19 protein-coding genes are annotated in these 21,884 nt (G+C 71.3%); 16 read left to right on the top strand and 3 right to left on the bottom strand.

The window, feature by feature from the left end; genetic code table 11:
- Position 1 precedes the first annotated feature (1 nt).
- Positions 2 to 733, bottom strand: coding sequence for a VOC family protein (locus VFZ70_10915; GenBank protein ID HEX6256306.1), 732 nt, complete (start codon positions 731 to 733; stop codon positions 2 to 4).
- 85 nt (positions 734 to 818) lie between these two features.
- Here VFZ70_10915 and VFZ70_10910 point away from each other — a divergent pair, with 85 nt between their 5' ends.
- The 7 genes from VFZ70_10910 to mnmA all read left to right on the top strand — a co-directional run bounded on the left by VFZ70_10910 (position 819) and on the right by mnmA (position 6,884).
- The gene (locus VFZ70_10910; protein HEX6256305.1) at positions 819 to 1,802 is read left to right on the top strand and encodes an aldo/keto reductase; all 984 of its coding nucleotides are present in this window, start codon (positions 819 to 821) and stop codon (positions 1,800 to 1,802) included.
- Between the two features lie 156 nt (positions 1,803 to 1,958).
- Positions 1,959 to 2,675 (top strand): electron transfer flavoprotein subunit beta/FixA family protein, encoded by a 717-nt coding sequence (locus VFZ70_10905; protein HEX6256304.1) that lies wholly within the window; start codon positions 1,959 to 1,961, stop codon positions 2,673 to 2,675.
- A gap of 12 nt (positions 2,676 to 2,687) precedes the next feature.
- Positions 2,688 to 3,659 (top strand): electron transfer flavoprotein subunit alpha/FixB family protein, encoded by a 972-nt coding sequence (locus VFZ70_10900; protein HEX6256303.1) that lies wholly within the window; start codon positions 2,688 to 2,690, stop codon positions 3,657 to 3,659.
- A 2-nt stretch (positions 3,660 to 3,661) separates the two neighbouring features.
- Positions 3,662 to 4,195, top strand: coding sequence for a GNAT family N-acetyltransferase (locus VFZ70_10895; GenBank protein ID HEX6256302.1), 534 nt, complete (start codon positions 3,662 to 3,664; stop codon positions 4,193 to 4,195).
- The gene (locus VFZ70_10890) at positions 4,192 to 5,343 is read left to right on the top strand and encodes a cysteine desulfurase family protein (protein ID HEX6256301.1); all 1,152 of its coding nucleotides are present in this window, start codon (positions 4,192 to 4,194) and stop codon (positions 5,341 to 5,343) included. Before VFZ70_10895 ends, VFZ70_10890 begins: the two co-directional genes overlap by 4 nt.
- A gap of 88 nt (positions 5,344 to 5,431) precedes the next feature.
- Complete coding sequence (locus VFZ70_10885) at positions 5,432 to 5,707, top strand: hypothetical protein (GenBank protein HEX6256300.1); 276 nt, start codon at positions 5,432 to 5,434, stop codon at positions 5,705 to 5,707.
- A gap of 94 nt (positions 5,708 to 5,801) precedes the next feature.
- Positions 5,802 to 6,884: a tRNA 2-thiouridine(34) synthase MnmA gene (gene mnmA / locus VFZ70_10880; protein HEX6256299.1), complete on the top strand. Its 1,083-nt coding sequence runs from the start codon at positions 5,802 to 5,804 to the stop codon at positions 6,882 to 6,884.
- Here mnmA and VFZ70_10875 read toward each other — a convergent pair.
- Positions 6,797 to 7,450: a hypothetical protein gene (locus VFZ70_10875; GenBank protein HEX6256298.1), complete on the bottom strand. Its 654-nt coding sequence runs from the start codon at positions 7,448 to 7,450 to the stop codon at positions 6,797 to 6,799. The genes mnmA and VFZ70_10875 overlap by 88 nt on opposite strands.
- Before the next feature lie 194 nt (positions 7,451 to 7,644).
- Between VFZ70_10875 and ligA the strand changes: the two genes are divergently transcribed.
- From ligA to VFZ70_10840, 7 genes are all read left to right on the top strand, one after another.
- Entirely contained in the window at positions 7,645 to 9,696 is a 2,052-nt protein-coding gene (ligA, locus tag VFZ70_10870) for an NAD-dependent DNA ligase LigA (protein HEX6256297.1), read from the top strand.
- A gap of 80 nt (positions 9,697 to 9,776) precedes the next feature.
- A complete protein-coding gene (gatC, locus tag VFZ70_10865) occupies positions 9,777 to 10,073 on the top strand; it encodes an Asp-tRNA(Asn)/Glu-tRNA(Gln) amidotransferase subunit GatC (protein HEX6256296.1) in 297 nt (98 codons plus the stop codon).
- A complete protein-coding gene (gene gatA / locus VFZ70_10860) occupies positions 10,073 to 11,581 on the top strand; it encodes an Asp-tRNA(Asn)/Glu-tRNA(Gln) amidotransferase subunit GatA (GenBank protein HEX6256295.1) in 1,509 nt (502 codons plus the stop codon). The genes gatC and gatA overlap by 1 nt, the downstream gene beginning before the upstream one ends.
- A 90-nt stretch (positions 11,582 to 11,671) precedes the next feature.
- Positions 11,672 to 13,162: an Asp-tRNA(Asn)/Glu-tRNA(Gln) amidotransferase subunit GatB gene (gene gatB, locus VFZ70_10855; GenBank protein ID HEX6256294.1), complete on the top strand. Its 1,491-nt coding sequence runs from the start codon at positions 11,672 to 11,674 to the stop codon at positions 13,160 to 13,162.
- A gap of 68 nt (positions 13,163 to 13,230) precedes the next feature.
- Complete coding sequence (locus VFZ70_10850) at positions 13,231 to 14,316, top strand: polyprenyl synthetase family protein (GenBank protein ID HEX6256293.1); 1,086 nt, start codon at positions 13,231 to 13,233, stop codon at positions 14,314 to 14,316.
- Complete coding sequence (gene crtI, locus VFZ70_10845; protein HEX6256292.1) at positions 14,309 to 15,811, top strand: phytoene desaturase family protein; 1,503 nt, start codon at positions 14,309 to 14,311, stop codon at positions 15,809 to 15,811. Before VFZ70_10850 ends, crtI begins: the two co-directional genes overlap by 8 nt.
- Positions 15,808 to 16,806 carry a phytoene/squalene synthase family protein gene (locus VFZ70_10840; GenBank protein ID HEX6256291.1) on the top strand — a complete coding sequence of 333 codons (999 nt, stop codon included), beginning with the start codon at positions 15,808 to 15,810 and terminating at the stop codon, positions 16,804 to 16,806. The genes crtI and VFZ70_10840 overlap by 4 nt, the downstream gene beginning before the upstream one ends.
- A 63-nt stretch (positions 16,807 to 16,869) precedes the next feature.
- Here the strand turns inward: VFZ70_10840 and dxs are convergent, their stop codons facing one another.
- Complete coding sequence (gene dxs, locus VFZ70_10835; GenBank protein ID HEX6256290.1) at positions 16,870 to 18,744, bottom strand: 1-deoxy-D-xylulose-5-phosphate synthase; 1,875 nt, start codon at positions 18,742 to 18,744, stop codon at positions 16,870 to 16,872.
- Between the two features lie 579 nt (positions 18,745 to 19,323).
- Here dxs and VFZ70_10830 point away from each other — a divergent pair.
- Both VFZ70_10830 and VFZ70_10825 read left to right on the top strand, forming a co-directional pair.
- Complete coding sequence (locus VFZ70_10830; GenBank protein ID HEX6256289.1) at positions 19,324 to 20,961, top strand: ATP-binding protein; 1,638 nt, start codon at positions 19,324 to 19,326, stop codon at positions 20,959 to 20,961.
- Entirely contained in the window at positions 20,955 to 21,638 is a 684-nt protein-coding gene (locus VFZ70_10825) for a response regulator transcription factor (GenBank protein HEX6256288.1), read from the top strand. Before VFZ70_10830 ends, VFZ70_10825 begins: the two co-directional genes overlap by 7 nt.
- The last annotated feature ends 246 nt before the right edge of the window (positions 21,639 to 21,884 follow it).

The following is a 21,884-nucleotide window of genomic DNA, read 5'->3' as shown; positions in this document are numbered from 1 at the left end:
TTCAGCGGGGTCTCAGGACGCAGAACTCGTTGTCCTCCGGATCGGCGAGCACGACCCACGTCACAGCGTCGGCCTGGCCGACGTCGGCGGGCCGGGCACCAAGCCCCCGCAACCGCCCCACCTCTGCGTTCTGGTCATCGTCTGCGGAGGGTGCGATGTCGAGGTGCACCCGGTTCTTGCCGGGCGTCGGATCGGCGACCGCGACCAGGTCGAGCGCTGGCGGCCGTTCGTCGGGATGGCACAGGGTGGCGACCAGATGGCTCACCGCCCGGATCTGCCAGCCGCTGGCGGCTGCCCAGAAGCGGGCGAGGCGGCCCGGGTCCACCGCGTCCACGACGACGGCTGCGAGGGTGCCAGGCTCGTCGAAGCGCGAGTCCGGGGCCAGGACGCAGAACTCGTTGCCCTCGGGGTCGGCGAGCACGACCCAGCTGACGTCGCTCTGCCCGATGTCGGCGTGCCGCGCGCCGCGGGTGATGAGGCGCTCGACGATGGCGTCCTGGTCCGCGGTCGTGGCGCTGGCCAGGTCGAGGTGAACGCGGTTCTTCCCCACCTTCGGCTCCGGCACGGGCACGAAGACCAGCCCGACGTCGGCCTCGAGGCCGCCGGCCGGCTCGACCGCCGCCTCCCGGTCGTCGGTGTGCACGACCGACCAGCCCAGGGCCTCGGCCCACCACCGGGCCTGCGCGGCGTGGTCGGTGGAGTCGATGACCACGGAGTACAGCCGTGTCCCCATGCGCGCAGCCTCGCACCGTGGCCGGGTGACATGCAACCGCGCATGGGCGTCCCGCGCACGCGGCGACGAGCTAGGCTGCCCGACCATGGAGCACCGGGAACTCGGTGGGACGGGCCGGACCGTCTCGCGGATGGGCATCGGCCTCGCCGCGCTCGGGCGCCCGGCCTACATCAACCTCGGGCACGCCGACGACCTCGACGGCGACCACGACGTCGACGCGATGCGTCGCGGGACCGCCGAGGTGCTCGACGCCGCGTGGGATGCGGGCATCACCTACGTCGACGTGGCGCGGTCCTACGGCCGGGCCGAGGAGTTCCTGGCGTCGTGGCTGGACGGCCGCGACAGCGACGAACGGCCCGTGATCGGGTCGAAGTGGGGGTATGCGTACACGGGTGGGTGGCGGCTGGATGCCGACACCCATGAGGTCAAGGACCACTCCCCGGCCATGTTCGAACGTCAGCTGGCTGAGACCCACGCGCTGCTCGGACCGGCCGTCGACCTGTACCAGGTGCACTCGGTGACACCCGACAGCGGGGCGCTCGACGACCCCGACCTGCTCGACGCGCTGGCTCGGCTCCGCGACGCTGGGACCGCGGTCGGTGCGAGCCTGTCGGGTCCACGCCAGGCCGATGCGCTCGCACGGGTCCTGGCGGTCGAACGCGCCGGCGTCCGCCTGTTCTCGACCGTCCAGGCGACCTGGAACGTGTTGGAGCCGTCGGCGGGCGCGATGCTGCGGACCGCCCACGAGGAGGGCGTCGGCGTGATCGTCAAGGAGGCGGTCGCCAACGGGCGTCTGACGCCACGCGGCCACGAGGAGGCGGTCCGCGGGGTGCTCGACCCGATCGCCGCACGGCATGGCGTGACCGTCGACGCGGTCGCGCTGGCCGCGATCCTGGCCCAGCCATGGGTCGACGTCGTGCTGTCGGGCGCTGCGACCGTCGAGCACCTGCGGGCCAACCTGTGCGCGTTCGACGTCTCGCTGAGTGAAGGCGAACGCGATGCGATGGAGGGCCTGAGCGAACAGGCCGGCGCCTACTGGGACCACCGTGGTGAGCTGCCATGGGCGTGACGACACCATCGTCGCATCCGGGCGTGGGCGGCACGCGACGCGACATGTTACCGTCGGGTAACCACGACAGCCGGAGGAGCTGTGAGGATCATCTGCCCAGTCAAACGGGTACCGGACACCGCCGCGACCAAGCGGGTTGATCCGGACGATCACACGGTGGATCGGGACCGTTCGGATCCCGTGCTCAACGCCAACGACGAGTGGGCGATCGAGGAGGCGCTGCAGATCGCCGAGCGCACGCCCGACACCGAGATCGTCGCGCTGTGCATGGGCCCGGACGAGGCGGGGTCGACCGTGCGCAAGGCGCTGTCGTACGGCCTGGACGGTGCGATCCAGATCACGGATCCTGCGCTGTCGGGGTCGGACGCCGCCGCGACGGCGCGGGTGCTGGCAGCCGCGCTCGCGGGTCAGGAGTTCGACCTGATCCTGATGGGCAACCAGTCGTCGGATGCGCGCACCATGCTGGTGCCGGCCATGCTGGCCGCCCACCTCGGGCTGCCGGCGTTGACGTTCGCACGACACCTGGAGATTGACGGCGATGTCGTCACCGCGCACCGCGAGACGCCTGCGGGCTACCAGGTGGTGCGGGCGACCGCGCCGGTGGTGGTGTCGGTGGTCGAGGCGATCAACGAGCCGCGCTATCCGACGTTCAAGGGGATCATGGCGGCCAAGAAGAAGACGATCGACGTGCGCGACCTGGCTGCGATCGATGTCCCGGCGACACAGGTCGGCCTGGACGGGTCGGCCACGGCCGTCGTGGACATCGCTCCGCGGCCGCCGAAGGACGCGGGCCGCATCGTCGCCGATGACGGGTCCGGCGAGGTGGGCGCGAAGGCCTTCGCCGACTGGCTGGTCGAGCAGAAGATCCTGTAGGAGGCAGCCGTCATGACGACGCTGGTGGTGGTCGAGCACGACGCGGGGACCCTCGGCAAGGTCTCGGGTCAGATCCTTACGGCGGCGCGTGGGCTGGCCGACGACGTGCACGCCGTGGCATGGGGGCCGGGTGCGGCCGACGTCGCCGACCAGGTGGGTGCGTTCGGCGGGTCGACGGTGCACGTGTTCGACGATCCCGTGGTGACGGCATACGCGACGCGCCCGCAGGCTGCGGTGGTGGCAGCGGCGCTCGACGCATCCGGAGCCGAGACGCTGCTGTACCCGGCGGATCCGTTCATCACCGACGTGGTCGCGACGGTCGCGGTCGCCCGAGAGGCGGGCGTGATCACCGACGCGGTCGATCTCGCCTCCGACGACGCGGGCGGCCCGGTCGCGACCAAGGCCATCTTCGGCGGTGACATGATCTCGAGGTGCCGGGTCAAGCCGGGCCGGCTGGCATGCATCGGCGTCAAGGCGAACGCGTTCGCGGGGGAGGCCGCCGGAGGTGGCCCCGCCGAGGTCGATGTGCTCGACGTGGCGGTGGACGACGCGGCGCGGGCGATGGAGGTCGTGGAGGTGGTCGAGCAGTCCTCCGGAGACCGTCCGGAGATGACCGAGGCGTCGATCATCGCGGCGGGCGGTCGGGGCCTGGGCGACGCCGAGGGGTTCCGACTGATCGAGCGGTTGGCGGATGCGTTGGGCGGTGCGGTGGGTGCGTCGCGGGCCGCGACGGACGCGGGCTGGTACCCGCACCAGCACCAGATCGGGCAGACCGGCAAGACGGTGGCGCCGCAGCTGTACATCGGGTCGGGCATCTCGGGTGCGATCCAGCACCGGGCGGGCATGCAGACCTCCCAGCTCATCGCCGCGATCAACACCGATGGTGATGCACCGATCTTCTCGATCGCCGACTTCGGCGTCGTGGGGGACCTGCACAAGGTCATCCCCGCACTGATCGACGAGATCGAGCAACGCACCAGCTGAGCGTGGACGCCGCGCCGATCGTCCGACGCGTCCGCAACCACGAGCACGACCGCGTGGCCGAGCTCACCGTCGCAGCGTACGCGCAGCTCGGGCTGGACGTCGGGCCGTACCGGGACGAGCTGGTCGACGTCGCCGGACGCGCGGCGGCGGCGGAGGTGCTCGTGGCGGTGCGGGACTCCCACATCGTCGGCGCCGTGACCTACGTGCCGGACCGCGACAACGCCTACGCCGAGTTCGACGACGCCGACGGGGCCGGGATCCGCATGCTGGCGGTGGACCCGGCTGCGCAGCGCGCCGGCGTCGGTGCCGCGCTGGTCGACGCGTGCATCGTCAGGGCGATCGCGACCCGACGCGGCAGGATCGTGCTGCACAGCACGGCCGAGATGACGTCGGCCCAGCGCCTCTACCGGCGGCTTGGGTTCCTGCGTGCACCCGACCGCGACTGGCGTCCACAACCCGACGTCGAACTGCACGGCTACGTCCTCATGATCGACACTGTCGGCGGGGCGGGCCGAGCGCGTAGCGTGGGAACATGATCTACCTGGACCACGCGGCGACGACGCCGCTCGCGCCGCAGGTGCTCGCCGCGATGCTGCCGGTGCTCGAGGACGGCTACGGCAACCCGTCGTCGGTCCACCAGGCCGGACGCGCCGCCCGTGCGGCCGTAGAGCGCGCCCGCGAGCAGGTCGCGATCGCGCTCGACGTCCATCCGCTCGACGTCCTGTTCACCTCGGGTGGCACCGAGTCCGACAACCAGGCGGTCAAGGGGATCGCGTGGGCGGCCCACGACGCCGGACGCGGCAACCACCTGGTGACCACGGCGATCGAGCATCATGCCGTGCTCGACTCGGTCAGCTGGATGCGTGACGCCCAGCGCTTCGAGGTGACCGTCGTCCCGGCCGGCGCCGACGGCGTCGTCGATCCCGACCGCGTGGTCGACGCGGTGACCGATCGCACGGTGCTCGTGTCGGTCATGGCCGCCAACAACGAGCTCGGCACGGTGCAGCCGCTGGACGTCATCGGGCCGGCGCTCGCCGGGCGGGACGTGTGCCTGCACACCGATGCCGTGCAGGCGTTCGGCCGGACGCCGCTGCGCATCGACGACTGGCACATCGGCGCCCTGTCCCTGTCGGCGCACAAGTTCAACGGTCCCAAGGGCGTCGGGGTGCTCGTGCTGCGACGCACCGTGCCGGCCACACCGGTCCTGCACGGCGGTGGACAGGAGCGTGGGGTGCGGTCGGGGACGTTCAACGCCCCCGCGATCGTCGGGTGTGGTGCGGCGGCCGAGCTCACGATGGCCGACGTCGATGTCGAGGTGCCGCGGCTGCGTGCGCTGCGCGACATGCTCATCGACGGGCTGTGCGTCATCGACGGCGTCACGCTGAACGGATCCCCGACCGCCCGCCTGCCACACAACGTCCACCTCGCGGTCGCCGGCTGCGACGGCGAGGCGCTGATGGCGGCGTTCGACGCCGGCGGGGTGTGCGCGTCCGCCGGGTCGGCGTGCCAGTCGGGCGCGGCCGCGCCCAGCCACGTGCTGGAAGCGATCGACGCGGCGGCCGACAGCGCGCACGTCCGCCTGACCTGCGGACGGACGACGACGCCCGACGACGTCGAGCGCGCGATCCCGATCATCCGCGACGCGATCAAGCACCTCCGCGATCACGGCGGGGGCTTCGTGTAGGCGCGCTGCGGTGCCGATTCGGCACGGTTGGCCTGATCGGGCCGGATCGGCACTGGAACATGCGTTCGATCAGTGTCAAGATGGTGGCATGCGTGGTGATCGGGTCGAGATCGTGGTCGACACCGGAGACGGGGTCCAGACCTTCGACGTCGTCGCCACGCGCGCGGGGCGGCGGGTCGATGTGTCGACGAGCCGCAGCGTCGTGGAGGTCGTCGAGCTGACCCGCGGCGGCACGGTGGTGCGCACCGCACGGTTCATGGCCAGTCGCGTGATCGCCCTCGTCGAGCATCCTGCGAGCGAGCAGCGACGCCCCGCTCCCGCGTCCGACGACGCGCTGACGCTCGCGCTGCCCGAGACGGGCTGACGCACGGCGGCGCGATCGCCGTGCCCTCCGGGCACCTCGGCCATCGGTCGGCGATGTCCGTGCCGGCCGGCACGCGTATCGTGAGGTCATGCGCATGCTCGTGGCGATGTCGGGCGGCGTCGATTCGTCGATGGCCGCGGCGCTGCTCGTGGAGCAGGGCCACGACGTCACGGGCGTTCACCTGAAGATGGCCGACACGCCGTCGGGTCTGCCCGGTAGGGGCTGCTGCACGCTCGACGATGCGCGGGACGCCCGTCGCGTCGCCGACGTCCTCGGCATCCCCTACTACGTGTGGGACCTGTCCACCCCGTTCCGGGCCAGGGTGGTCGACGACTTCGTCGCCGAGTACGCCGCGGGGCGCACACCCAACCCCTGCGTGCGCTGCAACGAACGCGTGAAGTACGCCGCGCTGCTGCAGCGGGCCCGCGCGATGGGCTTCGACGCCCTGGCCACCGGGCACCACGTGCGCCTGCGTCACGTCGAAGGTCGCTGGCGCCTGCACCGGGCCGCCGACCGGGACAAGGACCAGACGTACGTCCTGTACATGGCGACCCAGGAGCAGCTGGCCCACACCTGCTGGCCGGTCGGGGAGCACACGAAGCCCGCGCTGCGACGCATGGCGTCCGAGCGCGGGCTGATCACGGCGCGCAAGCCCGACAGCCACGACATCTGCTTCATCCCGTCCGGCGACGTGTCCGGCTTCCTGCGGCCGCGGCTGGGCAGCCGTCCCGGGCCGGTGATCGGTCCCGACGGCCGCGAGGCGGCCCGTCACGACGGCGCCTACCGGTTCACGATCGGCCAGCGACGGGGGCTGGGCGTCGCCGGCAGCGCCGAGCCGCTGTACGTCACCGCGATCCGCGGCGACGACGTGCACGTCGGTCCCCGAACGGCGCTCGAGACCGTCGCGGTGCGCGCCACCGATGTGTCGTGGGTCGCCGGCGCGCCGCCAGGCCGGGACGGCCTCGCCGCCCAGGTCCGCTACCGGTCCCGCCCGCTGCCCGCCATGGTGACGCCGGACGGCGACGGGGTGCGCGTGGACTTCCACGCTGAACGGCCCGTCGGGGTGGCGCCCGGACAGGCGGTCGTGGTCTACGACGGCGACGAGTGCCTGGGTGGCGGCACGATCGCGGCGGCGGCGCCCGCGCAGGCCACGACCGTGAGGGCGTCCTCGTCATAGGCGGCGCGCACGGTCGGTGCGCGACGCAGGTAGCGGGCGATCGCCTCGGGACCGAGGCGGTGGGACTCGGCCAGGCCGGCGGCGATCGTGCGCAGGTACACGGGCGCCGGCGCCGCGCGTCGCGGCAGCGTGTCGGACGTGAACGTCACGATCGGCTCGCCATCGATGCGACCGCAGCACAGGACCACCGGGTAGTTGCCGCCACCGGCACGCACCGGCGTGCCGGGTGGCAGGGCGTCGATGTCGGTCGGCAGGACGTCCCCGCCGTTCTCCTGGGCGTGGACGTCGGCGAACTGACCGGCGCGCAGCCGGTACATGCGTGCCAGGGTCCGCCCCCGCGCCGTCACGTCGACGAAGGCCATGCCGCCACCCCACGTGCGTGACGCACCGCCGAAGCGCAGCCGCCAGGGCAGGTGGAAGGGGCGGTCGTCGGTCGGGAGCGTGCGGTCGCGCGCGCCCGGGTAGCGGCGGCGTCCGCCGGCCGGCGTGCCGCCGTGCAGGTAGCGCTCGAACCGGCGCCGGGACAGGTTCGAGCCGTAGCTGGCGTACCACACGTGCGTTGGCATGTCTCCCCGTAGTGTGCCGCACCGCCGCTCCGGGAACCGGCTTCGCCGGGCCGAGACGTCGCAGGGCCTGGTCTTGCCGACGGCTGTGGACCGGCTCCGCCGGACGGTGACCTGCTCGCGGCGGCTCGTCCCTCGCTCCGCTCACAACGGCCCAGGCAGGCTCGCACGCTCGCCGCACAACTAGAATCCCGGCGATGGCTGACGCCGATCTGCGCCGTGAGGTGGCCGAGCTGCGGTCCGAGCTCGAACGTCACCGCTACCGCTACTACGTGCTGTCGGATCCCGAGATCCCCGATGCCGCGTTCGACGACATGCTCCAGCGCCTGCGCACCATCGAGGAGCGGCACCCGGAGCTCGACGACCCCGCGTCACCGACCCACCGGGTCGGTGCGCCGCCGTCCGGTGCGTTCGCCACGGTCCGTCACGAGCAGCGGATGCTGTCGCTGGACAACGTGTTCGATGCGGATGGCCTGCTCGAGTGGAGCGAGCGCGTCGAGCGCAACCTCGAGGGGACGACGCCCCGCTGGACCTGTGAGCTCAAGATCGACGGCGTGGCGATCAGCGTCCGCTACGAGCGCGGGATCTTCGTGCGGGCCGTGACCCGCGGTGACGGTGACACGGGGGAGGACGTCACCGCCAACGTCCGGGAGGTCTCCGGCGTCCCCGTCGTGCTCGACCTCGACGACCCACCCACGGTGCTCGAGGTTCGCGGCGAGATCCACTACCCTGTCGCGCAGTTCAACGCCATGAACGAAGCGCGGGAGCAGGCCGGGGAGCCACGGTTCGCCAACCCGCGCAACGCCGCATCGGGTGCGCTGCGCCAGAAGGACCCGCGCATCACCGCCGAGCGGCCCCTCGCCCTGATCTGCCACGGCATGGGCATGACCGAGGGCCTCGACGTCGACAGCCACCAGGCCCTCCTGGCGCTCCTGGCCGAGGCAGGGCTGCCGGTCGCCGCCGAGACGCGGACCGTCGACACCGTCGACGAGGTGGTCGCGTTCATCGAGCACTGGGGGGAGCACCGCCACGATCCCGACTACGAGATCGACGGCGTCGTCGTCAAGGTCGACGACTTCGGCCACCAGCGGCGGTTGGGATCGACCAGCAGCGCCCCCAGGTGGGCGATCGCCTACAAGTACCCGCCCGAGGAGCAGCAGTCGCTGCTGCTCGACATCGAGGTCAACGTCGGACGCACCGGCAAGGTGACCCCGTTCGCCCGGTTCGAGCCGGTGCTGGTCGCCGGGTCGACCCTGCAGCTGGCCACGCTGCACAACGAGGATCAGGCCCGCGCCAAGGACGTGCGCCCCGGCGACACGATCGTTGTCCGCAAGGCGGGCGACGTGATACCCGAGGTGGTGGGCTACGTGCCGGCGCTGCGGCCGCCGGAGGTCGAGGCGGCCGGTCCGTGGCAGATGCCCACCACCTGTCCCTTCTGTGATCAGCCGATCGAGCGGCTCGAAGGTGAGGCCGCCAGCTACTGCTCCAACATCGACTGCCCGAACCGACTGCTCGAGTCGATGGCGCACTACGCGGGACGGGGCGCGCTCGACATCGACGGGATGGGCTACGAGACCGCCAGGATCCTTCTGGAGACCGGGCTGGTCACCAACCTCGCCGATCTGTACCGCCTTGACGCCGACGACCTGCGGGCACTCGACGGCTTCGGTGACAAGAAGGTCGCCCTGCTGCTCGACGGGATCGAACGATCCAAGGAGCAGCCGGTCGAGCGTCTGCTCATCGGGCTGAACATCCGCCACGTCGGTGGGACGACCGCGCGGCTGCTGGCCCGCGCCTTCGGTGATCTGCAGACCCTGCGATCCGCCGACGCTGGGACCATCGCCGCGGTCAACGGCATCGGGCAGATCATCGCCGACGCGATCGTCGCGTTCTTCGCCAACCCACGCAACGCCACGTTGGTCGACGACCTGATCGAGTGTGGCGTGCGCACGACCACTGACCGGGTCGAGGTCGAGCGCACCCTCGAGGGATGGACCGTTGTGCTGACGGGCGGTCTGGAGGGCTTCACCCGCGACGAGGCGAAGCGCGCCGTCGAGGACCGCGGCGGCAAGGTGACATCGAGCGTGTCGAAGAAGACGTCGGTGGTCGTCGTGGGCTCCGATGCCGGGTCGAAGGCCGACCGGGCGCGCGAACTGGAGCGCCCCATCGTGGACGAGGCAGCGTTCGTTGCGCTGCTCGAGACCGGCGAGCTGCCCGACACCGCCGACGACGTCCCGGCTGCGGGGTGAGTGGCAGCCAGCGGCCGCGACGCGGTAGCGTCGGGACCTCCACACCCGCTCACCGCTACCTCGGGCAGGCGACCCAACCCATGAGTCTGAGCATCGATGACGTCCGCCACGTCGCGAACCTGGCGCGCGTGGCGCTCGACGACGACCACCTCGAGCAGTTGCGGAGCCAGCTCGAGCGCATCCTCGGCTACGCCGAGCAGATCGGCGAGGTCGCGACCGAGGACGTCCCACCCACGAGTCACCCGTACCCACTGACCAACGTCTGGCGACCCGACGAGGTCCGCCCCTCCCTCACGCCGGACGAGGCCCGCTCCACCGGCCCCGCGATCGAAGACGGCCGGTTCCGCGTGCCCCGGATCATCGACGAGGACGCGTGATGGTTGACGATCGGACGCTGGTGGCCGGTGACGCCGCGGCGCTGCTGGGGCTGCTGACGGCCGGCGAGGTGACCGCGGAGCAGGTCACCGAGGCCCACCTGGCCCGCGTCGCCGAGCACGATCCGGCGGTGCACGCCTTCCTCGACGTGCTGGCGGACACCGCGCTGGACCACGCCCGCGACATCGATGCACGGCGCGTGCGGGGCGAGCCGGTCGGTGCGCTGGCCGGCGTGCCGGTGGCGCTCAAGGACGTGTTGTGCACCCGCGGGCTGCCCACGACGTGCGGTTCGCGCATGCTGGAGGGGCACCGCCCGCCGTACGACGCGACGGTCGTCTCTCGCCTGCGCGATGCCGACGCGATCGTGATCGGCAAGACGAACATGGACGAGTTCGCGATGGGCTCGTCCACCGAGAACTCGGCGTTCGGCCCCACGCGCAACCCGTGGGACACCGACCGCGTGCCCGGTGGGTCGTCGGGCGGGTCCGCCGCCGCGGTCGCCGCGCACTTCGCGCCGCTGGGCATCGGCACCGACACGGGCGGGTCGATCCGTCAGCCAGCGGCGCTGTGCGGTGTCGTCGGCATGAAGCCGACGTACGGCCGGGTCAGCCGGTACGGGCTGATCGCGTTCGCGTCGTCGCTCGACCAGGTCGGTCCGTTCGCGCGCTCGGTGACCGACGCGGCGCACCTGTACACCGCGATCGCCGGGCACGACCCCATGGACTCCACGTCGATCCCGATCGACGTCGGCGACGTGCTGGCTGCCCTCGACGGTGGCGTCCAGGGCCTGCGCGTGGGCGTCGTGTCGGACGCGCTCGGCGACGGCGTCGAGCCGGGCGTGGCGGCACGGGTCCGCGAGGCCGCGCAACTGCTGGGCAAGCTGGGTGCCGACATCGTCGACGTGACGCTGCCGCACGCGAGGTACGGCATCGCGGCGTACTACCTGATCGCGCCGAGCGAGGCGTCGAGCAACCTCGCGCGCTACGACGGCGTGCGCTACGGCCTGCGGGTCGACGGTGACACGACCGAGGCGATGATGGCAGCCACCCGCTCGGCGGGCTTCGGACCCGAGGTGCTGCGCCGCATCATGATCGGAACCTACGCCCTATCGGCCGGCTACTACGACGCGTACTACGTCAGCGCGCAACGGGTGCGGACGCTGATCATCCGCGACTACATGGCGGCATTCGAGCAGTGCGACGTCGTGCTCAGCCCCACGTCGCCGTCCGCGGCGTTCCCGATCGGCGCCAAGGCCGACGATCCGCTGGCGATGTACCTCAACGACGTGTTCACGGTGCCCGCCAGCCTGGCCGGCCTGCCCGCGCTGTCGATGCCCGCCGGCCTCGACGACACCGGTCTGCCGGTCGGTGCGCAACTGGTCGCACCGCTGCTCGATGAGGCGACGCTGTTCCGGGCCGCCCGTGGGCTCGAGGCAGAGCTCGGTTTCGACCCGGTGGCGCGCGGTGCGAACGCGGTGCATCCACCCGTGGCACCTGCAACGAATGGTTGAGCGAGCGCGGCCGTCCGTCGCGGGTCCTGCGCAGCCGTGGTGCGCAGTGGCGGCGCGGGTGGCGACGCGCGGATGACGAAGGCGATGCGCATGAGCACCATCGAGCAGGCAGTCGACTACGAGGCCGTGATCGGTCTGGAGGTGCACGTCGAGCTGTCGACCGCGACCAAGATGTTCTGCGGCTGCGCCACCGAGTTCGGTGGTGAGCCCAACACCCGCACATGCGCCGTGTGCCTGGGCCAGCCCGGATCGCTACCCGTTCCCAACGCGCGCGCGATCGAGTATGCGATCCGCCTGGGGCTGGCGCTGAACTGCGAGATCATCGACCACAGCCAGTTCCACCGGAAGAACTACTTCTATCCGGACATGCCCAAGAACTACCAGATCTCCCAGTACGACGTGGCGATCTGTGAGCGCGGCCACCTCGACCTCGACGTCGGCGGCGGCACGATCCGCGTCGGCATCCACCGCGTGCACATGGAGGAGGACACCGGCAAGACCGTCCACGTGGGCACGTCGGGACGCATCCACGGTGCCGACTACAGCCTGGTCGACTACAACCGCGCGGGCATCCCGCTGCTGGAAGTCGTCTCCGAGCCGGACCTGCGCTCGGCCGAGCAGGCGCAGGCGTACCTGACCGAGCTGCGCGCCATCGTGCTGGCGCTCGGCATCAGCGACGCCAAGCTCGAGGAGGGCTCGATGCGGTGCGACGCGAACATCTCGCTGCGTCCGCGGGGACACGCGGTGTTCGGCACCCGCGTCGAGGTCAAGAACCTCAACTCGGTGCGATCCTTGGGCCGCGCCGTCACCCACGAGATCGAGCGGCAGACCGATCTGCTGCGAGGCGGCGTCGCCGTCACGCAGGAGACCCGGCACTGGAACGAGGACGCGGGAACCACGTCGACGCTGCGCGCCAAGGAGGAGGTGTTCGACTACCGCTACTTCCCGGACCCCGATCTGGTCGCGGTCGAGCCGTCGTCCGAATGGGTCGAGCAGCTGCGCGACGCACTGCCCGAACTGCCAGCCGCAGCGCGGGCGCGTCTGCGGACGCACGGTCTGGACGCCGTGCGGGCCGCCACCCTGGTCTCGGTCGGGCTCGCCGAGGTGTTCGACGCGGCTGTCGACGCGGGAGCACCCGTCGACGATGCGGGGAAGTGGCTGACGAACGAGGTGCTCGGCTGGAGCAACGAGCACGACGTCGAGCCGGGTGCGTTGCCGCTGCGCGGTGACGACCTGGCAGAGCTCGTGACGATGGTCGGCGACGGGACGCTGTCGACCAGGCTCGCGCGGCAGGTGCTCGACGGCGTGCTGGCGGGCGAGGGAGGACCCCGCGAAGTCAGTCGTGCCCGCGGGCTCGAACAGGTGTCGGACACCGGCGAGCTGGAGCGCATGGTGGATGACGCGATCGCCGCGCAGCCCGACGCAGCGCAGCGCGTGCGCGACGGCAACCACAAGGCGATCGGTGCGCTGGTCGGTGCTGTCATGAAGGCCAGCAGAGGCCAGGCGAACCCCGCGCTCGTCAACGAGCTCCTGCGCGCCCGGCTCGTCGACGGCGCCGCGTCGGCGTCAGGGCAGGCCTAGCATTGCCAGTCACACGCCGCGTCGAGGAGACGGCATGAGGCGACGGGACCGCGCGCCGGACCGATCCGATGGTTGACACCACATCGGCGCTCGACGCCGCCACGGACGCGCTGACCGTGGTACGCGAACCCGTCGACGCGCTGCTCGCGGAGTTCCTCGGAGTCCGCGAGCGCGAGCTCGTGGCGCTGGACGCGCGACTGCGTCCGGTGGCCCGGTCGATCACGTCGCTGGTGCTGTCGGGCGGCAAGCGCATGCGACCCGCGTTCGTGTACTGGGGGTACCGCGCCGGCGGCGCTCCCCACACCTCCGACGTGTGGTACACGGCGGCCGCGTTCGAGCTCCTGCAGAGCTTCGCGTTGATCCACGACGACGTCATGGACCGCAGCACGCGCCGAAGGGGTCAGCCTGCGGTGCACGTCGCCCTCGCCGCACAGCACCGGGCGACCGGTCTCCGTGGTGACGACGACTGGTTCGGCATCGGCGCGGCGATCCTGGCGGGTGACCTCGCGTTCGTGTGGGCCGACGAGCTGTTCGACGCCGCGCCACTCGACACCCGGAGCATGCAGCGTGCGCGGCGGGTGTTCACCGACCTGCGCACCGAGCTGATGTCCGGGCAGTACCTCGACCTGGTCCTGGCGGCCACGCCGGACGCCCGTCCCGACCAGGCGGGCACGGTGGCACTGCTCAAGGCCGGTCGCTACACGGTCACCCGTCCACTGCAGCTGGGTGCAGCCATCGCCGGGAGCGACCCCGTGCTCGACACGGCGCTCGTGGGCTACGGAGACGCGGTCGGTGTCGCGTTCCAGCTGCGCGACGACGTGCTGGGCCTCTTCGGCGATCCGGAGGACACGGGCAAGGGTGTGCTCGACGACCTGCGCCAGGGCAAGCGCACGATGCTGATGCTCACGGCGCTGCAGGCCGCTGAGCCCGCACAGCGCGTCGTGCTGGAGGGTGCCCTCGGCAATCCGCACGCCGACACGGCGATGGCGGACGACGTGCGCACCGTCGTCGCCGAGAGCGGTGCGTTGGCGACCATCGAGCACCGCATCGAGGTCCACCACGATGAGGCGCTGCGCGCCGCCGAGCAGATCGACGACCCCGCCCGCGGGGCCTTGATGCAGCTGGCCGCCCGCGCGCTGTTCCGCGATGCCTGAGCGCAGCCCTCGCGCCGCCGACGACCGGATCGTCGTCGTCGGCGCCGGACTCGGCGGCCTCGCCGCGGCGGTCCGCCTGGCGGTGGCGGGTCGCGCCGTGACCCTGCTGGAGCGGGCGGACGTGCCGGGCGGCCGCGCCGGACGCGTGACGCGCGCCGGGTTCACGTTCGACACGGGACCCTCGGTGCTGACGATGCCCGGGTTGATCGCGGAGCTGTTCGAGCTCGCCGGCGAGGACATGGCCGACCATTTGCAGCTCGAGCGCCTCGATCCGGCGTACCGGGCGCGCTTCCACGACGGCTCGCAGTTGCACGTGCGGGGCAGCGTGGAGGCGATGCGCGAGGAGGTCGCGTCCGTCTGCGGCGTGGCCGAGGCGGACCGGTTCGTGGCCTTCGCCGACCACCTGCGGCGCCTGTACGAGGCCGAGTACGACCACTTCATCGACACCAACTTCGATTCGGTGCTCGACCTGGCGCGACCGGCCGTGATCGCGCGCCTCGTGCGCCTCGGCGGATTCCGGCGGCTGTTCCCCCTGGTCGCCAGCCATCTGCGCGACTGGCGCCTGCGGCGCCTGTTCACGTTCCAGGCGATGTACGCCGGCATGAGCCCCTACGAGGCGCTCGGCGTCTACGCCGTCATCGCCTACATGGACAGCATCGCGGGTGTGTACTTCCCGGCCGGTGGCATCCACGCCGTGAGTCGCGCGTTGGCCGATCTGGCGGTCCGCTGCGGGGTCGACCTGCGCCTGGGCACGACCGTGCGCGATGTGGAGGTCCGCGGGGGGCGGGCGACGGCGGTCGTGACCGCTGACGACGAGCGGCACGCCGCCGGCACCGTCGTGCTGAACCCCGACCTGCCGATCGCGTACCGTGATCTGCTCGGCCCGCGGCACACACCCCGGCGCATCAACCGCCTGCGCTACTCGCCGTCGTGCGTCGTCGTGCACCTGGGACTGGCGGACCCGCTCAAGGACGCCGCGCACCACAACATCCACTTCGCCCGGGACTATCGTGCGTCGTTCGACGATCTGCTCGCCGGACGGATGCAACGCGACCCCTCGTGGTTCCTCACGGTCCCGACGGCCGGCGACCCGTCGATGGCTCCCGACGGCGGCGCGGTCGGCTTCTACCTGCTGCCCGCGCCGAACCTGCACGGCGACCCGTTGGACTGGGACGCGCAGGGTCCGCGCGAGGTGCAGGCGGCCGTGCGCCGCCTGCAGGAGGCTGGATACGGCACACCGGAGGTCGTGGTCAGCGAGGTCGTCACGCCGGCCGACTGGCGACGCCGGGGCATGGCCGCCGGCACGCCGTTCGCAGCGAGCCACCACTTCGGCCAGACCGGACCGTTCCGGCCGCGCAACGTGGCGCCGACGGTCGACGGTGTCGTCTTCGTCGGGTCGGGCACCGTCCCCGGCGTCGGCGTGCCGATGGTGCTGGTGTCGGGCAGGTTGGCGGCCGAGCGCGTGCTGACCGGGCGTGCGCGAGGGTGCGCGTGACGGCGCGGGTCGACGGCGTCGGCGGTGAGCGGCCGGGCAGCGGTGGCGGGCCGGGCTACCACCACCCTCCCCCGTCGACGGAGATCGTCGCGGACGGCGCGCCGGCCGGGAGCCCGGTTGATCTGGACGCCAGCTACGAGCTGTGTCGGCGACTGAACGCCGCGCACGGTCGCACGTACTACTTCGCCACGCGGTTCCTGCCACGCGATCGCCGTCACCACGTCCACGCGCTGTACGGCTTCGCCCGCTACGCCGACGACCTGGTGGACCACTTCGACCTCGGATGGTCCGCCATGCAGCGGCGGGCCGCGCTCGAGCAGTGGAGTGACGGGTTCCTGGCGTCACTGGCGGTCGGCCACAGCGACGACCCGGTGCTCAAGGCGGTCATCGCCACGGTCACCGAGCTCGGCATCGATCACGACGATCTGCGGGCGTTCCTGCGGTCGATGGCGATGGATCTGACCGTCACGCGCTATGAGACGTACGACGATCTGTACACCTACGTCCACGGGTCGGCAGCGGTGATCGGCGCGATGATGCTGCCGGTGCTCGGTGCCCGCCACCCGGATGCCCGTGACCGTGCGATGGATCTCGGCATCGCCTTCCAGCTGACGAACTTCCTGCGCGACGTCGCCGAGGACTGGGACCGTGGCCGCATCTACCTGCCGTTGGAGGACCTCGATCGCTTCGGTGTCACCGAGGAGCACTTCGAGCGCCGTGAGGTCACACCCCAGTTGCGCCGCCTGCTGGCGTTCGAGAGCGACCGCACCCGCACGTTGTACCGTCGCGCCGAGCAGGGATGGGGGATGCTGGAGCCGCGCAGCCAGGCGTGCATCCGCATCGCGCACCGCCTGTACGGCGAGATCCTCGACCGCATCGAGGCCGCCGACTGGCAGGTGTTCAGCCGTCGCGCGTCGGTGCCGATGACGCGCAAACTCGCCGTCGCGGCCCGGGAGGTCGTCCGCCGCCCGCGACCGGTGCCGCCGACCGCCTGACGGGCCCGCACGCGCCGGGCGTCGCCGACTCGGTGCCGCGTCGGGGTCGCCGAGGGGGTGGCGTCAGTCGCTGTCGCCCGCGCCCAGGCGTTTGCGTGTGGCCGCGGTGATGCCGGTGGCGTCCAGGCCCAGGTCCGTGTGGATCTGGCCGGCGCTGCCGTGATCGACGTAGGCATCCGGGGTGCCGAGGTGCAGCAGGCGGGGCACCGTGCCGGAGGCGTCGCGGTCGGCCAGCATGCCGGCCAGGTACGACCCGGCGCCGCCATGACGCACGCCGTCCTCGACGGTCACCACGAGGTCGTGGCGCGCGGCGTCGTCGAGCATCGCCGGGTCCGCCGGCTTGACCACACGCACGTCCCACACGGTGGCCGACACGCCGTCGGCGGCCAGTTGGTCGGCGGCCCCCGTCGCTGCGGGCACCATCTTGCCGACCGCGAGGAAGCACACGTCCGTGCCGCCGCGGATGCGGCGTGCCATGAGGCCCCGCCCGACCTGATCGTCGGGCACCTCCGGCGCCGTGCCCTTGGGGAACCGCACCAGCGCGGGTCCGTCGAGCGTCACGGCGTCGGCCAGCATCTGTCGCAGCTCACCCGCCGACGAGGGCGCGAACACCGTCATGCCCGGTACGCGCAGGCTGAGCGCGAGGTCGAGCACGCCGTGGTGCGACGGGCCGTCCGGTCCGGTGATGCCGGCCCGGTCGAGGGCGAACACGACGGGTTGACCGTGGAGGCCGACATCCAGGTTCATCTGGTCGAACGCGCGTGACAGGAACGTCGAGTACACGGCGAACACGGGACGCAGCCCCGTCATCGCCATGCCGGCGGCCGCGGTGACCGCGTGCTGCTCGGCGATGCCCACGTCGATCACCCGCTCGGGGTGGCGGCCGGCCAGCGGCAGCAGACCGGTTGAGCCGGGCATGGCGGCGGTGAGCGCGACGAGGTTGTCGTGACGCTCCGCGAGATCGACCATCGCGTCGGAGAACACCTGCGTGTAGGTCGGACCACTGCCGCGACTGGCGCTCTTGCCGGTGGTCGGATCGAAGGCAGAGACGTCGTGCAGGCGCTTCTCGACATCGGTCTCGGCCGGTGCGTAGCCGCGGCCCTTCTGCGTGCGGACGTGCACGACGATCGGGCCGTCGAACGTCGCGGCATGGCGTAGCGCCTGCTCGACCCGTGCGATGTCGTGCCCGTCGATCGGCCCGGTGTAGCGGACGTCGAGGGCCTCGAAGAACGCGTGCGGCTCGAAGACCTCCCGCAGCGCGGCACCGATGCTGTTGATGCCCTGCACCGCCAGGTCACCGCCCGCGATCGCGCGCAGACGGTCGTCGAGCACCCGGCGGGCGTGCACGTACGACGGGTTCAGCCGCAGCCGTGCCAGATGTTCACCCAGCCGCGAGATGGTCGGCGCGTAGGACCGGCCGTTGTCGTTGAGCACGATGATCACGCGCCGGCCGCTGTGGCCCAGGTTGTTGAGCGCTTCGAACGCCATGCCACCCGTCAGGGCTCCATCGCCGATGACGGCGACGACGCGCCGATCGACGCCGCGCAGCGCGAAGCTGGTCGCCATGCCGTGTGCGTAGCTCAGGATCGTCGATGCATGGCTGTTGCTCACCCAGTCATGCTCGGACTCGCTGCGCGATGGATAGCCCGACAGCCCGCCGCCCTGCTTCAGGGCGTCGAAGCCCGACTGCCGGCCCGTCACGATCTTGTGGACATACGCCTGGTGGCCCGTATCCCACAACACGACGTCGTGGGGGGAGTCGAACACCCGGTGGACGGCCAAGGTCAGTTCGACCGCGCCGAGGTTGGATCCCAGGTGACCGCCCGTGCGCGACACCGCGTCGACGATGAAGTCGCGGATCTCGGTCGCCAACTGCTCCAGTTGACCGGCGTCGAGCCCGCGCAGGTCATGTGGCGTGCGGATGGTCTCCAACAGCATCGATGGCCCTCCCGGGGCTGCGTCAACGCTCCACGCTACCGCGCGGTTCGGCGACGTCGCGGCGGTCGACCCAGGCGAAAACCAGCCCGTTGTGACCATCAGAAGGCCAAAAGACGAGCTCGCTCATACGGTCTCCGGAGGCCGGACTAGTGCGACTCACGCAGTGTGCGCGCAGGCCGCTCGTCCTGAGCAGTTGTTTACGGGTTGCGCATCGAGTTGTGAAATCGGGGTGGGTACGTTACACGAGTAGCGATAGGTCGACTACTGAGGGTAGTCGTTGTGCGTCGCTCCGACTGTTCAGTCCGCAACACAGCAGCTACAGGAGGTGACCCCATGAAGCGTGGCAAGCAGGCATGGTAGAGGTCCCACGAGCAATCTTCGAGGTCGCCGCCTTCCGTCCGAGGCGGCGACCCTTATCGTTGTGGAGGTAGCTCCCCTAGGCAATCGACAACGTCGCCTGGCTCGCAGCCGCCGGTCGCCGGGCCGCGATGGTCGACGGAGACTGTCCACCACGTGACCGACCACGACCTATCGCCCCCGTACTCTCCACCCCCCACCACATCGGTGCAGGGGTCGGCGATGTTGTCGCGGGTGGTCGCCGGTGTCCTGCTCGCCGCGTGCGTGGCAGTGGTCGCGTTCGAGCCACCCAGCTCCGACGTGCTGCTCTCAGGCCTGTTGTGGGTACCGCTGTTCGCAGCGGCCACGATGACGCGCATCAGCCTCCTGCCGCAGCTCGAGGTGACCGCCACGCTCTCGTCCATCGTCATCGTCGCGGCCGCCCTACTGCTGCCCGCGAGTGCTGTCGTGCTGTTCGCACTGGTCGGCCTGTTGAGCCGTGAGGAGCTCAACGGTCGGGCGACGCTGGCGATGGCCCTGTTCAACCGGTCTCAGATGGCGCTCGCAGGGGCCCTTGTCGCGTGGGCGGTCACGCCACTGGTCGACGACGGTGCCGCGTGGCGTCTCATCGTTGCGGCGGCCCTTGGCTTCGTGGTCTTCGAGGTCTCCAACGACCTGTTCATCGCGCTCATGCTGACGGTGAGACGCGGTCTGTCCCCGCGCACGGCGTTGGCCGGCACCGTCAATCCCATGCCGAAGTTCGCCCTGAACGCGGCGGTTTCCGCGCCGTTGTCGCTGCTGCTTGCTGTGCTGGTGCGCGATGTGGGGTTCTGGTCGGTCGTCCTGCTGGCGGCGCCACTGTGGCTCAGCCACCGCGCGCAGCAGTCGGCACGGGAGGCACAGGACCGCGCCGAGGAGCTGGCGGTGCGTGTGCACGAGCTGGAGATGCTCAACCTGCTGAGCACCGATCTGCTCAGGATCCGCACGCACGACACGGTCGAACCCACCGCCGAGGCGGTGCTGCGGGCGACCGGCCGGCATACGGTGCGCGTCGACCGCTCCGGTGAGGCAACCGGTGCGACGGTCGTCCCGATCGCTGGTTCGGAACCGGCGGTCATCGCGGTCTCCGAGTCCGTCGACGGGCCGACGCGGGCGGGGCTGGAGGCTGCGGCCTCGCTGATCGGCCTGACGTGGAGTCGGCTCGACCTCGAACGTGAGCTGGCGGAGACCGAGCGTGCGCGGACGGCGCTGACGGGCCGGATCCTCGAAGAGGGCACGCGGGAGCGCAGCCGCATCGCGATGTCGGTGCACGACGATGTCCTGCCGCTGTTCGCCGCGGCGCAGATGCAGATCGACAACGTCGGCATGCTCATCGAGATGGGTCAGCTGGATCGCGCCAGCGTCATCATCGAGAAGGCGACGACCGGCGTCAGCGACGGGATCTGCACGCTGCGTGACACGCTCGAGGATCTGCGCCGCAGCACGCTGGTGCCCGGGACCCTGGCCGACGGGCTGCGCAAGCTGATCGCCGACCTGCAGGCGCGCACGGGCATCCGTGCCAGCGTGGTGGCACCGTCGAACCTGCCCGATCTGCCCTTCGCCGTCGAGCTGCTGACATACGAGACCGTGCGCGGCTGCCTGGCGAACGTCGAGAAGCACGCCGAGGCGACCAAGGTGCAGGTCGAGTTCCAGCTCGACGAGGGTAGGCTGGTGGTACTCATGCAGGACGACGGTCGGGGCTTTGACGCGACGCGGGTCGGGACGCGTAGTCACGGGCTCGCGCTGATGCGGCAACGCGCCGAGCTCGCGCGGGGCAGCTTCGACATCTCCGGTGTACATGGAGCCGGCACGACCGTGCGTCTCGAGGTGCCGACGTGGTGACGTTCGCCGCCCCGGTCATCGATCCGCCCGCGACCGGCAGAGCGGTCATCCGCATCGTCATCGCCGAGGATCACGGCGTGGTCGCGGACGGGATCGCCACCATGCTGTCGTTCGAGGACGACATGCAGGTCCAGGCCATCGTCACGTCGGGTGAGCAGTTGGTCGAGGTCGTGCTGGCCCAGCGGCCGGACCTCGCACTCGTGGACGTGAACCTGATCGGCATGGACGGGCTGACCGCGGTACGCCAGATCCTCGAGCACGACGTCCCGACGCGGATGATGGCGCTGACGATGTTCATCGACCACGACACCGTCACACGCGCCGTGGCGGCCGGCGTCGCCGGGTACCTGCCGAAGAACGTGCGCCGCAGGGAGCTCATCCAGGCGGTGCGCGCGGTGGCGGCGGGCAAGGGCTTCCTGCACCCTGACGTGACACGGCCGTTCCTGGAACGCGTCGGTCCGCTGGCGATCCACGCCGGCATCGAGCCGCTGACGCACCGCGAGCAGGAGGTGCTCGAGGTCATGGCGACCGGCGGCACGACGCGTGACATCGCCGATGCGCTGTGCATCAGCGAGGAGACGGTCAAGAGCCACCTCTCGCGCATCTACGCGAAGCTGAAGGCGGACGACCGCGTGCAGGCTGTGGTGACCGCGATGCGCCACGGCCTGGTGCGCTGAGCCCGTCCCGGCCGGCCGCGGGCGCGCCCGGACGGGTGCTCACAGGCAGCGGTCTCCCGACCTGGCGCTGGGCCCGCGGGTGGCGCCATCGATGCACGCCGATGGCGGAGACAGATGCACCGGCTGCGGGGGGAGGGGGCGGGAACCCGCCCCCCGCATGGTGCCTTGCGGTGGGCACCACTGTACTCGATTCCGCGCCAGTGGGAAGGGTCCCGGGCCTTGACGTGCGCACTGGACGCTCGGCCA

Source organism: Euzebyales bacterium (genome assembly GCA_036374135.1).
Lineage (GTDB): Bacteria > Actinomycetota > Nitriliruptoria > Euzebyales > JAHELV01 > JAHELV01.
The sequence above is the reverse complement of the archived record's forward strand: the minus strand, read 5'-3'. Positions and strand labels throughout refer to the sequence as shown.

Coding starts and splice junctions, on each gene's coding strand:
- VFZ70_10915 (HEX6256306.1), bottom strand. CDS start 733: ATGGGGACACGGCTGTACTCCGTGGTCATCGACTCCACCGACCACGCC.
- VFZ70_10910 (HEX6256305.1), top strand. CDS start 819: ATGGAGCACCGGGAACTCGGTGGGACGGGCCGGACCGTCTCGCGGATG.
- VFZ70_10900 (HEX6256303.1), top strand. CDS start 2,688: ATGACGACGCTGGTGGTGGTCGAGCACGACGCGGGGACCCTCGGCAAG.
- VFZ70_10890 (HEX6256301.1), top strand. CDS start 4,192: ATGATCTACCTGGACCACGCGGCGACGACGCCGCTCGCGCCGCAGGTG.
- VFZ70_10885 (HEX6256300.1), top strand. CDS start 5,432: ATGCGTGGTGATCGGGTCGAGATCGTGGTCGACACCGGAGACGGGGTC.
- mnmA (HEX6256299.1), top strand. CDS start 5,802: ATGCTCGTGGCGATGTCGGGCGGCGTCGATTCGTCGATGGCCGCGGCG.
- VFZ70_10875 (HEX6256298.1), bottom strand. CDS start 7,450: ATGCCAACGCACGTGTGGTACGCCAGCTACGGCTCGAACCTGTCCCGG.
- ligA (HEX6256297.1), top strand. CDS start 7,645: ATGGCTGACGCCGATCTGCGCCGTGAGGTGGCCGAGCTGCGGTCCGAG.
- gatC (HEX6256296.1), top strand. CDS start 9,777: ATGAGTCTGAGCATCGATGACGTCCGCCACGTCGCGAACCTGGCGCGC.
- gatA (HEX6256295.1), top strand. CDS start 10,073: ATGGTTGACGATCGGACGCTGGTGGCCGGTGACGCCGCGGCGCTGCTG.
- gatB (HEX6256294.1), top strand. CDS start 11,672: ATGAGCACCATCGAGCAGGCAGTCGACTACGAGGCCGTGATCGGTCTG.
- VFZ70_10850 (HEX6256293.1), top strand. CDS start 13,231: ATGGTTGACACCACATCGGCGCTCGACGCCGCCACGGACGCGCTGACC.
- crtI (HEX6256292.1), top strand. CDS start 14,309: ATGCCTGAGCGCAGCCCTCGCGCCGCCGACGACCGGATCGTCGTCGTC.
- dxs (HEX6256290.1), bottom strand. CDS start 18,744: ATGCTGTTGGAGACCATCCGCACGCCACATGACCTGCGCGGGCTCGAC.
- VFZ70_10830 (HEX6256289.1), top strand. CDS start 19,324: ATGTTGTCGCGGGTGGTCGCCGGTGTCCTGCTCGCCGCGTGCGTGGCA.